Below are 12,622 nucleotides of genomic sequence, written 5' to 3'. Positions count from 1 at the left end.
GGCTTGAATATGCAGATTGAGGAGATCCTTCATATTTACAAATTCTATCCTATTCACCGGTACCTGTAAGAACGGGTTTCTTTTTAATCGTGAGCTTTTTTGCAAGTTTGTTCTGTTTGTAATCTTCATCACCGAGAATTATTCCCCATGATTGCAGACTTTCTACCCGGTCGAATATAATTTTGAGAACCGCAATTACAGGGATAGAAAGAAACATACCCGGGATACCCCAAACCATTTCACCTATAATAACACCGAGTACCGTAACCAGCGCATTGATCCTCACCTTAGAGCCTACAACCATAGGTAACAATACATTACTATCAATCAGGTGGGTAATTACCAGTGTAATCATTACATAAATTACAGTTCCTTGCGATGGCGATGTTGCCAGCGTAACCGCCGAGCTAACCACCAATGCTGTAAAAATCCCTAAATAAGGAATGATGTTAAATAGTCCGGTAATGAGGCCTAAAAGAATCGCGTATTTAACCCCCAATAACATAAAGGCAACACTAACCACCGTGGCCACAATGGCCATTTCTATCAATAAACCAATAATGTATTTACGTATAATGAACTGCACTTTTTCTATAATATCGTGCACAAGTTTTTTATTCTCTTCCTGAAAAACAGATTCGAAAAACTTCATAATCAGTTTTCGGTAAAGCAAAAAGAAAAACGTATAAATAAATGTAAAGACGAGGAATAACAAAACTGATGATAGTGATAATAGCGTTGCCCCTACTACCGAGCCACCTGAGGCTACAACTTTATTGGTTGTGTTGGCCACAAACGTTAGCTGCTTATGTTTAGTTACATGAAAGCTGGATCTGATCCAGTTCATGATATCATCTTGAGTTTTATGTAACTGATCCTGAAACTGGGGCCAGTCGCTCGCCAAATTTGATATCTGTGAACCTATCACATACAATAAACCACCTATACAAGCCAATAGGCAAAGTACCGCCAACATAGAAGCAGCACTGCGTGGCAAATGCAGTTTATTTTCAAGCCATGCAGCAAATGGTAATAATAAGATAGAGAACAGACAAGAAAAAATAACCGGTGAAAGGATTTCTTTAGCAACAATTACAATGTAAACCATTGCAATCAGGCTGAAGAGGACGGATGCCAGTTTTAAATAAAAAGGCAGCCCTTTAAATCGTTGAATATCCATAGGCTATCTGAGATTATGGTTCTTAATACTAAAAGCAGATAATAAGATTCGAAAGTAAATTTGTTTCATGATTGATTAATATTGGCAGAAATGAAAAGATTGTGAAGAGATTCTTACTCCCGGTAATTGCTAGGATCAGACAAACTTAACGCCAAAGGCACATCAAAGTTTGGAAAAAATGTCTGTTAAAATTAATTAAATAAAATTTTTGAAATGTGCAAAGCATAGGGAATTGCAGCTCATCAATACCAGGTTAGGGCAGCATGTTATCTTGAATGTAACCTATACAGTTTTTCATACAAAATTCTTGCTTTCCGTCTTTTACTATAAAACGTTGTTGCGATGATCACAGGGAAAAGAAAAAGAATTAACTTATTTTCGGAGCTCAAATAACTTACTGAATAAAAAACAAATGCCAATAGCACCAATACTGAAAATATTGATAGCAGATAGGTTAATAAACTTGAGGCAAAAAAGCCAGGTAGCAATAAGATTTGATTTTGCGATAGCTGCTGCTTGTTGTAATCATTAATATTTTGGGTGAGCTTAAATATTAATGAACCGGGGTTTTGAATATTGTAGTCATCCATCAAGCTTACTCCAATAAATGACATTTTTCGATTTGGCCCTTTTTTGGGGTGAACTGTTAATGTAAAACCACTCCCATACAAGCTTTCAAACGCATGTATCTGATAACTTTTCATCGCATCCCAATCAATAAAATCAACCATACCTTGATCGGCCTGTTGTTTTATAAGCCTTGAATCTGAAAAAAACAGCGAAGTTTGTGAAGTATAATATTTTAGGATAAACGGATAACTGCAGTATGATACTATAAAGGCAATTATACTCCCCAATAATATAATCTTAAAGGGATGTCCTGCACTAAAAGATAATAAAATTGCCGCCGATAAAATTAAGCAGATTAAAATAGCTACAATAAATAGTCCTCTATCAAACCTAACTGTTTTAATATTTATCATTTGCTTGTCCGCCGTATTCATTGTTGGAAATCAAATCTGTATGCAATAATAAATTCATTAATAATTATTGGTTATTGTAGTTTACTCAGAGTAATGTTGATATCACTTTTACCTATTAATAAGCTAACATTATTTGCCCTTCCCTTGTACCATAACTTTTACAGTTTTCGCAATAATCGAGATATCCGAGTTCAAGCTTACATTTTTGAGATATTGCATATCATAGGGTACGCGGTCAACCATTTGATCAACGTTTTCTGCATATCCATAATGTACCTGTCCCATAGAAGTTAATCCTGGTTTCAAGTATAGTAGAGTTTTATAGTTAGGTGTCCTTTCAGCAATTTTTTCTATAAAATGCTGACGTTCTGGCCTTGGGCCTACAACGGACATATCGCCCTTTAAAACGTTCCAAAACTGAGGTAATTCGTCGAGCCGTGTTTTTCTTATTATCCTCCCCCATTTAGTAATTCTTGGATCATTATCAAAAGCTAATTGCGGACCCAGCTTTTCAGAATCTATATACATGCTCCGAAATTTGTAAATATTAAATGGCTTTCCATTTCTGCCGATTCTTTCCTGCTTATAAAAGGCCGGGCCATTAGAGGTAGTTTTAGTTACAATATATAATAGGAAAAACACCGGTAGCCCACCAACCATAACCAAAGACGAAAAACAAATATCAAAAGAGCGCTTCAATAGTTGAATTTTTAAACCAACCTCGGCCTTCGAGGTGATGTGCAGTACAGGCACATCGTGATAGTTAACTAAATGAACGTAATTGTTATTCAGGAATAGATCAGATACTAATTTGATTTTAATAAAATTAGTATCTGCGAAAAGAATCAGTTTTTTCAGCCATTCGCTGTCAATTTGTTTATAGCAAACAAAAATTTCATTGGGTTCTTTTGACAACAGGTGGCGAAAGATTTCCATCTCAGGTAGCGCGGTTATTTCTTCTTCAGGTATCAAATCAACGAGGCTGTACCCATATTCAGGGTGATCAGCAAATGAACTTATCAAACGTTTCGCGATACTGTCATCCCCGATAACAATTACTTTTCTGTTATTGAAACCATATTTCCTGATATAATCTAAGACGGCAAATAAAACAGATCTTAAAATAAATACAGAAATAAAAAAAAGCCCATAACTCTCAAATATAAAAACCGGCGAAACCTGATTGATTTTTAACGCGTAAACAACAGCAAATACGATGAACAAATGATAAATCAGTGTCAGCATATATTTGTTGATGTTGTCCTGCAGAATTAAAGGCCGTTTAATCACATAATTTTTAGATAGCGTAGATAAAGCAATCCATATTAAATTGGCTATTACTATAAAAATTGATGAATTGTAATTAAAGTGAAAAGATTTTGTAGTTAAAAACTGGCCTAAATGAAACGCCAAATTCAACAAAACAACATCTAATATAAATACTAATCCCGGAAGATATTTTGAGTAACGTATTGACATATTTTATTTAATTATAAAATTTGTTACTCGGTCTTAATAACCACCTTAATAATTAGGATAGTTTTTTAAAAAGAAGTAAAATTTTATAACATCAAAAGCAATACCACGATAAAGAGCTTTAGGTTGTAAATGATGTTAAAACATCATTTTTAATGAAATCATAAAATTGTTGCCTGAAACGACCTGTTGAATATTGATTTGCATGTTCAGCGATCAGTTTATAATCAAAATTACTTTCTGTTTTTTCAAATTCATTCACAGCATTTACAATGGATTGTATCGACTGCTCATTAAAATACACACCTGTCTTGTATTCAATTACAGTTTCCAGTACACCACCTTTTCGGTAAGCTATTACCGGTGTTCCGCAAGCTTGCGCTTCTACCGGCAAAATGCCAAAATCTTCCTCTGCCGCAAATACAAATGCTTTAGCTTTCGACATATATTCTTTCAAATCTTCGAAAGGTCTGTAGCCCAGTAAAACTGTGTTTGGCGTAGCCATTTTTAAAGTTTTTTCAAACTCGGGGCCATCGCCTATCACTATTAATTTTTTATCAGGCATTTGGGCAAAAGCCTGTACAATCAGGCTTATTTTTTTGTAAGGTACAAACCGCGAGCATGTGAAATAATAATCGTCTTTACCGGTCACAAGTGTAAAATTTTCTGTAGCCACATTAGGATATATGACTTTGCTTTCTCTCCTGTAAACTTTTTTAATACGTTTGGCTATATAGTTGGAGTTAGCTATAAAGTAATCGACACGGTTTGCGCTGATAATGTCCCAGGTGCGCATTTTATGCAACACCAACTTCGCTATCATACCTTTTATACCCTTGTTTAAATTTGATTCAGTTAAATACTGATGGTATAAATCCCACGCATACCGCATGGGTGAATGGCAGTAACAAACATGAACCTGATTTGAAGTAACCAGAACCCCCTTTGCCACAGCATGTGATGAGGAAATAATTAAATCGTATTGACTTAAATCAAAACTCTCTATAGCTAATGGAAAAAGCGGCAGGTAAGAACGATATTTAGTTTTGGCAAATGGTAACGACTGGATAAATGAAGTAGTTAATTTATGATTTTGCAAACCTAACTTGGTTACTGTTTCCGGCTGTGCTACCAAAGTAAAAATATCAGCCTCTGGGAATAATGACGTAATTTCTTTAAAAACATTTTCAGACCCACCGATAATGGTTAGCCATTCATGTACTAAGGCTACTCTCAATTTTTCATAGATTTAATATTAAATAAAACTTTTATGCTCATAAGCTATTGAACAACCCGATGTGTATTCTACCCGATTTCTCCCAGCTAAATTTCGAAGCGTGCTGAATGCCTCGCTCAATGAGCTGAGTGGGCAATGTCCGACTTTTTAGTACAGTTGAAATCTTATTGCTGATTTCCCGTTCATCAAAAGGATTAAAATATAAAGCTGCATCACCACAGATTTCCGGCAAACAGCTTTCATTGGAAACTATCACCGGGCATCCATTCGCCATTGCTTCTAAGGGAGGCAATCCAAAGCCCTCATATATTGATGGAAATACAAATACAGAAGCATAATAGTATAATGTATCCATGTCTTCATGGTCTGCAAATCCGGTAAATATTACATTATCAGCTAACCGTGGGGTATTATCGATCCATTTGATTAATGCTAAGTCGCCTGTAATAAATCCGTGTTTCTGACCCACAATAACAACTTTGTATTTTTGATATAAAGAGGGATCGAGTAATAAATAGGCTTCTAAAAGTTTTCTTAAATTCTTATGTGGTTTAACATTTCCTACGTACAAAATGTATTTGTCGGGAATTTTATATTTTTCTTTTAAATCTTCAAAACTGTTGATTTTTACATGATGATCAACACCGTTATAAATAACAGTAATTTTATTGTCTTCTGATTTCGTATACTTTAACAGTTCTTTTTTCGAAAATTCGGAAACTGTAATAATCCTACTACTTAATTTCACTGCTACATTCATTACCATTCTGGCATATAGGCGCTTTAGCAAGCCAAGTTCCTGGCTAAAAGCCAAATGATAAACATCATGAATTGTAGCCACCCGTTTTTTAGCCTTAATAGAAAACAAAGGGACATTATAATGCGGCGACCAAAAAATATCACACTCAGGAATAATATTCTTAAATGCTATCTGTTCTTTGATGGAATAGATGGGTGCGAAAAAAGGTATAATTTGTGCTGTATGTTGATAAGCGGCTAATTTATCCGGATCTCCTAAAAGTATTACTTTATAAGCTGATACGATTTGTTCCAGTATATTTTCAAGATATACACCTATTCCCGATGCATCGATCATTCGGGCATCAATTGTTATACTTACCATAATATGCTTAAGCCTGATATGACATTATATTCCTTGTTTAATTGTTGTAGCATTAATACGAATAGATTTAAATGATTTAAAGAAAAGCCTCACTACATAGAGCAGGCAAATGATAATGGCAAAGGTGTACACGGTAAAAAAGCCCGAGGTAATAGAAAGATTATTAATGACCATAACCCCTACCCCTGCGACAAAAAATTCGAGTTTATTGTTAGAAGAGGCAGCAATTTTTGATTTGTAGTCCATATACCTGGTGCCATATCCCAATAATATACCTACAAGTATTACCCCGAACAGACCCAAATTGAGGTAAGATTCTCCAAACATCCCCGGCCTAAGCCCCGGATGTTCTTTGGGATTAAAGCCACCCAGTTTAGCCGTAATTCTGCCAATCCCATATTCTGTACGAAATGGTGACAGTGTAGATGGCACAAAAGACATAAATGCCGACAAATAGGTTTTGCCGTAATAGTAATCCCCGTTCCATGCAGATAAACACCATGCAAAATCCCTTAGATCTGAAAAGGTATTACCGTATAAAATCTCTGTCAACGGGCCTCCTTTTAATTCTTTTGCATGTGACTTTACGGGTGTGCTACCCGCTCTAAAATTGCTTAGTACAACAACGAGGGCAAGAATTACGCCCCCATAGATTGCCATTTGCTTTATTTTTATCCTGCCTTTCCAAACCAGAAATATGGCCAGCGTAAACATGCTTGCCAAGGGGCTCAAAGCAAAACTCCTTGATCCAATAAACAGATTCACAAACATGAATAAACCCAGATATACCTTATCTGAAAGCAAATTGAATTGAAATATCCTCGCTATGATGATACCACTTACTATACCACTAAGTGATACCGTTAAGTTATAATAGGCACGGATGCTATCATCTTTATAGAAAAACGCACGGGGATTGTTAAAACTTCCTGCCTTGTATGCCGCAGCGAGCATCATAGCTAATGCCGCACAATAAATAAGGAAGATAATTTTTGTAATATCCTTGTTTAACAGAACACGCTGATAGGCTTTGCCTACTGTATTTTTCAATGGCAAAATCAAACCCCAATAAATAGGGGTTTTAAACTTAAAAAGCTTAAAAATACGGCTACCCAGAAAATAAGACATATAACCAACCAGCGAAATAAAATAAGCTTGGTTAATACTCCCCCTAATAGCCTTAACGTGTGTACCAACCGATATAACATTAAAAATTGATGATGCGAAGGGATATAAGACTAAAAACGGAAAAAAATAAGTCATCAATAAGGTAAGGTTCCATACATCAATAGCCCAACCTGTTTTTTTATAGGATATATACCAGGAGACGAAGAATTGAATGATCAATAAGACATCAATGGTTATCATAACCACATTAAATCTCATCGCCCCTAAAAAGTAATCGTAATTCTCCATCAATTCACTCAACAACTAATTGTAAACAAACTATTTAGATAAATGATTCAAAACTCCGTTATAATTATCGGCCATCGAAATAATATTAAATACGTCGATCACCTTTTCACGTGCCGATACTTTAAGTTGATCCAGGTTGCCGCGATCATCTATGCAATATTGAATAGCAGTATCAAGCGCCCCCTCATCTTCTGCTTTAAAAACACGTCCGTTTTTTAAATGGTCAATAATCTCTTTACTCCCACCGGTATCAGATGCCAAAACTATTTTTTCGCACGCCATGGCTTCGTAAATGGTTGTCCCCAACGGTTCGCTGCCGGCTATGTTGCTGTTGTTGACGATGACATCGCAACCATTGTAAAAAGACAACATATCTTTAACCTGACCGAGATATTTGGCGGTGTGTGGATGTAGCGATACCAAGCTTATAATTTGATCTGAATAGTCCCGATCCTCGTCTGTTAGCCCCCCTGCAATCAGTAGATAAACGTTATTTTTTTTTCCCCTGATGCGGATTATACTCTCCAGCAATTCTAACTGGCCTTTACGTACCGATAAATTCCCGGCTATACCAAACACCAATATTTCAGGATCTATTTCGTGTTCATTTCTAAAATGATTTCTGATTGAATGATCCGGTTTAAAATGATCTACGTCCAAACCATTGTACAGCACTGACGCTTTGGATTGATCTTTTTTATCTTTATACTTATTCTTAACGGCGTTTGAAACGGTTAAGGTAGTATCATACCACTTAAGGTTAGTACTTGCAAAAACATGATCCAGCTTTGAAAAAAAGTTAATATCGTGATCGCTCCATATCCATTTTGTTTTACCGGAAAAAACCTTCGACCAAATCAACGCCGGGATTAGGTACGATGCCGGAACTACGGTATTAGCATGTACTATATTTATTTGATGCTTTTTAATGTATCTCAGCACTTTGGCAGATAGAAACAAATAATTCCTAAGCGCCATCCACATAAACGCAAAAGAACCGGCATTAACGCGGTTTAATTTCTTTAAATATTGACTCGGCGTTATGATATACGGATGTTCATTAATTAGCCTGTCGGCATAATCGCCTGGCGAAATAAATAAATGAGGTTCTACCTGCTTGTTATAACGCATCAGCCTATCCAGAACTATTTCAGCCCCCGAAGCTTTTTCGCCACCAAACACATAAAGCACCTTTTGCATATCCAACCTAAATATTTCCTAAGTATTAAATACTCAATTGTTTTTCTACCATCTCAACTGCAGTCTTAAAGTAGTCGCCTTTAATAACCTGACACCTGATTTTAAGGCAGTTATTCTTCATCATCCTGTATTGTTCAGGATCGATAGTAATATTATTTAAATCATGAAGACTGTCTATCAAAAAACCTATCTGCTCTTCGGTAATCATTTTGCCGATGGCAGAATTACGCGGGGCAATAACCGGCAAGCCCGCGGCCAAATACAATGAAAACTTATGCGGGTTATTATATTTTAAGTAATTGCCCCAAATTTCATCTCCCTGCTCAATACTTTCACCATCCCATATCAGGCCAAAATCACCTGTTAAATGCTGCACAACCGCATCTGGCGAGTAAACGCCTTGCCAATTGGTATTACCCTGCACCATTAAATCTTGCTTAAGATTCGGGCCATACAGATTGAACCTCCAATTACCCACTTCATTTAAATCATACACGAAGGTGCTTTTAGAGAGGTTCCCGGCAAATACAATGGTATTAGACAAGATTGGCTCTTTAACTACCTCATCATTACTTAAATAATCAAACAGTTGCAAGGGCACCATTGGCGATTTAATGCCCTGCTCTTTTAACCAGCCCAGCATCTTGTAGTTGTGTACAATAAGGCAATCGTAAAAGTTAAGATTTGTAATTTCCTTGCTTACCAATTGTTTATCTGTGCCGCCCAAACGCAGGGACTCTATATCATGTGTTATACCGAAAAACTTAATGCGTTTTAATTTGGCAGCCTTAATAAAATATTTGAATACATTGTTAAGCATAGGATATTGTATACCTATTACCGAACCGCGTTCTACCTTAATTAAGAATTTAATTATGGCAAAAAAGGCATTCAGATAAAATTTCGCTTTTCTGCCCGCATCGTTATTTACGGTAAGTGTAAAGTCTTTATATCCGCATGCTGTAAATATTTTATTACAATCTGCCACAGCTTTTGTAGCGGCCGAATTATTGATCTGATCGCTGTATTCAAAAATTGTAAACTGATATTTATGCTTCAACATCTTACTGTCTGTCTTTCTTAATCGTTAAAAACATCCTTTACAGTCTTTAAAGCAGAGCCAATGATTTGGTGCATGTCGTAATATTTGTATTCGGCCAAACGGCCACCAAATATTACCTTGTCTTCCTGATCAGCTAAAGCCTTGTATTTTTTAAAAACTTCGGTGTTACGGGTATCATTAATAGGATAGTAAGGCTCTTTATCCAAAGTCCACTCCTGCGGGAATTCCTTTGTAATCACAGTTTTAGGCTGGGCACCAAACTCAAAATGTTTGTGTTCAATAATACGGGTATAAGGTACTTCGCGCTCGTTATAATTAACAACGGCGTTACCCTGGTAGTTCTCCGTATCCAAGGTTTGATGTTCAAAATTTAAACTGCGATATTCCAGGTAACCGAACTGGTAACCGTAATACTGGTCTATATTGCCAGTAAATACCACATTGTCTGCAATACCTTCCCAGTATTCGCGATCTTTAAAAAAGTCGACATTGAGTTTAATTTCAATTCCTGCTACCAGTCCTTCAGTAAGTTTGTTATAACCTCCTATTGGGATGCCCTGATATTTATCATTGAAATAATTATTGTCATAAGTAAAACGAACAGGCAAACGTTTAATAATAAATGCTGGAAGTTCAGTAGCGCTTCTGCCCCACTGTTTTTCTGTGTAGCCCTTAATCAATTTTTCATAGATATCCCGGCCAACCAAATTTAAAGCCTGTTCTTCGAGGTTGGCGGGTTCGCTAATGTTCTCTTCGTCTATTTGCGACTGGATTTTTGCTTTAGCCTCTTCGGGAGTGCGCACGTTCCATAACTGATAAAACGTGTTCATATTGAACGGCAGGTTGTACAACTCGTCTTTATAAACAGCAACCGGACTATTGGTATAACGGTTGAACTCAACAAATGAGTTCACATAATCCCAAATGCTTTTATCATTTGTGTGGAAAATATGCGCGCCGTACTTGTGTACATTAATTCCCTCCACATTTTCGCAATGGATATTTCCGCCCGAATGAGCACGTTTATCTATTATAAGGCAGGTTTTACCTCGTTTACTTGCTTCGTGCGCAAATACACTTCCAAATAACCCTGCGCCGATGATTAAATAATCATATTGTTTTGATGACATAATAGCTTGTTAACAATGCCGCTTTTGGCATTAATAAATATTTAAAAATGGCCTTGTCGAGCCGATGTTTTTCCCGGAGAAGTCTTCTATCTCTCTCTTTACAGGTGTATGTACCAATTGCCCTTTAAGCTTTTTGAATTCTTTATAAGCTTCAAAAAACCATGGGATAGTATGGAGACCATATTTATAAACCCCCTTAATATTGTTTAATATTACCCGGTTCATATACTTACCGCGGGTTTCTTCAGAAAAATACTTGTAGACTATAGCCAACTCATTCCGGGTCGAAAAAACCTTTAACCGTTTAGGTGTGCGATTCAAAGCACTAGTGCGATGAATTATATGACAGCTGGCATAATATCGTACTTTGTACCCTGCATCCAGACATCTTAGACCATATTCCCATTCGTGGGTATAAATAAATAACCACTCGGCAAATCCGCCTATTTTGTCATACAACTTTTTTCGGATTATTGCACCGCAACCAATAAAGTCTGTATAGTCCTGCAGATCTATATGGTCATCAGTTTGAAATGCACCGCCTGTAATATTTAAGCCCAGTACACCAACTTCATCATGCAGATCCATGTAGTGAATTGCTGAATCGAGCCCGCTTTCTACATTACTGTCATCATCCAACACAACCATATATGCTCCTACAGCGTGAGCGAAACCATCGTTCCATCCGGCAACACCGATATTTTTGGTACGTTCAATCAGTTTCACAGCTGGAAATGCTGCTTTTACTGCACTAATACTTCCATCAGCAGAGGCGTTGTCAACAACAATTATTTCGTAATCATACTTGCCCTGCATTAAATCATAAGTCTTTTTAATAGTATGCAGCAGCTCTTTTTCGCGATTAAAATTGAGGATGACAAAAGAAATTTTTATAGTTTGAGGTATTTCCACTGCATTTATGATTTAGATGATTTATTCAGAAATGCAAATACAGAATTGCGGGTACCAGGAAAAGCTTTTACATATAATGCTTGTGCATCAGCAGATACCGGGGTGCGCACCAATGATGATCTCATTTTTAAAAACTGCAATGCACCCAATACAGACCACCAGGCATCTTTAAAACTCAAGCCCTTAATTACTTTAAGGTTGGTAAACATAATACGCCCCATGTATTTCCATCGATGGGTAGAGAAGTGTTTATAAACAATACCCAGTTCGTGCTTGGTTACCAATACTTTTAAACGCTTGGTTGTACGATTTAAACTACTGGTACGATGTATCACTTTGCAGTTATCATAGTACTGCACGGTATAACCTGCATTGGTACAACGCAAGCCATAATCCCACTCGTTTACGTACAGAAAAATCCAGTCGGCGTATCCGCCAATTTTTTCATAAGTTTCACGTCTTAATACAGCACCACAACCAATAAAGCCGATGATGTTTTTATCTTCCTGCATGTTCCAGCCTGCACTTGTATAAGGGCCGGTTAAAACGTTGAGCGCTAACACACCTATTTTCGGATGGGCATCCATATAATACATGGCATCTTCCAGGCCCGATTCTATGTGGCTATCATCATCAATGATAATAAAGTAATCACCTTTGGCAGCATCAAAACCATAGTTCCAGGCCGGTGCGCCGGTATTTACTTTTTGGGCTAACAAAACTACGTCCGGGTGTTGTGTAGCAACGGCTTCAGCACTTCCGTCTGTTGATCCATTATCCACGATAACGATCTCATATTGCTCCTTGTAATTGGCTACGAGGTCTTTAGTTTTCTGAATCGTAATTAACAACTCATCTCTACGATTATAATTTACAATTACAAAAGATGCTTTCATATCTTA

At 36.8% G+C, this 12,622-nt stretch carries 11 protein-coding genes; all 11 read right to left on the bottom strand.

From position 1 onward, the window contains the following. Positions 1–49: 49 nt before the first annotated feature. Positions 50–1,180 (bottom strand): AI-2E family transporter, encoded by a 1,131-nt coding sequence (locus tag PQO05_RS13345; protein WP_273633415.1) that lies wholly within the window; start codon positions 1,178–1,180, stop codon positions 50–52. Between the two features lie 266 nt (positions 1,181–1,446). After that, entirely contained in the window at positions 1,447–2,184 is a 738-nt protein-coding gene (locus PQO05_RS13340; protein ID WP_273633414.1) for a hypothetical protein, read from the bottom strand. 108 nt (positions 2,185–2,292) lie between these two features. Next, the gene (locus tag PQO05_RS13335; protein WP_273633413.1) at positions 2,293–3,642 is read right to left on the bottom strand and encodes a sugar transferase; all 1,350 of its coding nucleotides are present in this window, start codon (positions 3,640–3,642) and stop codon (positions 2,293–2,295) included. A 118-nt stretch (positions 3,643–3,760) separates the two neighbouring features. Continuing rightward, positions 3,761–4,876 carry a glycosyltransferase family 4 protein gene (locus tag PQO05_RS13330; protein ID WP_273633412.1) on the bottom strand — a complete coding sequence of 372 codons (1,116 nt, stop codon included), beginning with the start codon at positions 4,874–4,876 and terminating at the stop codon, positions 3,761–3,763. A 37-nt stretch (positions 4,877–4,913) separates the two neighbouring features. Next, the gene (locus PQO05_RS13325; RefSeq protein WP_273633411.1) at positions 4,914–5,999 is read right to left on the bottom strand and encodes a glycosyltransferase family 4 protein; all 1,086 of its coding nucleotides are present in this window, start codon (positions 5,997–5,999) and stop codon (positions 4,914–4,916) included. Positions 6,000–6,023: 24 nt separating this feature from the next. Beyond that, complete coding sequence (locus tag PQO05_RS13320; RefSeq protein ID WP_273633410.1) at positions 6,024–7,415, bottom strand: hypothetical protein; 1,392 nt, start codon at positions 7,413–7,415, stop codon at positions 6,024–6,026. A 30-nt stretch (positions 7,416–7,445) separates the two neighbouring features. Then, a complete protein-coding gene (locus PQO05_RS13315) occupies positions 7,446–8,615 on the bottom strand; it encodes a glycosyltransferase family 4 protein (protein ID WP_273633409.1) in 1,170 nt (389 codons plus the stop codon). A 25-nt stretch (positions 8,616–8,640) separates the two neighbouring features. After that, positions 8,641–9,678 (bottom strand): glycosyltransferase, encoded by a 1,038-nt coding sequence (locus PQO05_RS13310; RefSeq protein ID WP_273633408.1) that lies wholly within the window; start codon positions 9,676–9,678, stop codon positions 8,641–8,643. A gap of 17 nt (positions 9,679–9,695) precedes the next feature. Then, complete coding sequence (gene glf / locus PQO05_RS13305) at positions 9,696–10,808, bottom strand: UDP-galactopyranose mutase (protein WP_273633407.1); 1,113 nt, start codon at positions 10,806–10,808, stop codon at positions 9,696–9,698. A 30-nt stretch (positions 10,809–10,838) separates the two neighbouring features. Further along, positions 10,839–11,720, bottom strand: a complete 882-nt coding sequence (locus PQO05_RS13300; protein WP_273633406.1) for a glycosyltransferase family 2 protein — start codon at positions 11,718–11,720, stop codon at positions 10,839–10,841. Between the two features lie 5 nt (positions 11,721–11,725). Next, the gene (locus tag PQO05_RS13295; protein ID WP_273633405.1) at positions 11,726–12,616 is read right to left on the bottom strand and encodes a glycosyltransferase family 2 protein; all 891 of its coding nucleotides are present in this window, start codon (positions 12,614–12,616) and stop codon (positions 11,726–11,728) included. Positions 12,617–12,622: the final 6 nt, after the last annotated feature.

Source organism: Mucilaginibacter jinjuensis, from assembly GCF_028596025.1.
In the GTDB taxonomy this organism is placed as follows: Bacteria; Bacteroidota; Bacteroidia; order Sphingobacteriales; family Sphingobacteriaceae; genus Mucilaginibacter; species Mucilaginibacter jinjuensis.
Note: the sequence above shows the minus strand (reverse complement) of the source record. Positions and strands in the feature narration are given on the sequence as shown.

What these genes read in the sequence shown, in the direction of transcription:
- PQO05_RS13345 (WP_273633415.1), bottom strand. Translation starts at nt 1,180, where the DNA reads ATGGATATTCAACGATTTAAAGGGCTGCCTTTTTATTTAAAACTGGCA.
- PQO05_RS13340 (WP_273633414.1), bottom strand. Translation starts at nt 2,184, where the DNA reads ATGAATACGGCGGACAAGCAAATGATAAATATTAAAACAGTTAGGTTT.
- PQO05_RS13335 (WP_273633413.1), bottom strand. Translation starts at nt 3,642, where the DNA reads ATGTCAATACGTTACTCAAAATATCTTCCGGGATTAGTATTTATATTA.
- PQO05_RS13325 (WP_273633411.1), bottom strand. Translation starts at nt 5,999, where the DNA reads ATGGTAAGTATAACAATTGATGCCCGAATGATCGATGCATCGGGAATA.
- PQO05_RS13320 (WP_273633410.1), bottom strand. Translation starts at nt 7,415, where the DNA reads ATGGAGAATTACGATTACTTTTTAGGGGCGATGAGATTTAATGTGGTT.
- PQO05_RS13315 (WP_273633409.1), bottom strand. Translation starts at nt 8,615, where the DNA reads ATGCAAAAGGTGCTTTATGTGTTTGGTGGCGAAAAAGCTTCGGGGGCT.
- PQO05_RS13310 (WP_273633408.1), bottom strand. Translation starts at nt 9,678, where the DNA reads ATGTTGAAGCATAAATATCAGTTTACAATTTTTGAATACAGCGATCAG.
- glf (WP_273633407.1), bottom strand. Translation starts at nt 10,808, where the DNA reads ATGTCATCAAAACAATATGATTATTTAATCATCGGCGCAGGGTTATTT.
- PQO05_RS13295 (WP_273633405.1), bottom strand. Translation starts at nt 12,616, where the DNA reads ATGAAAGCATCTTTTGTAATTGTAAATTATAATCGTAGAGATGAGTTG.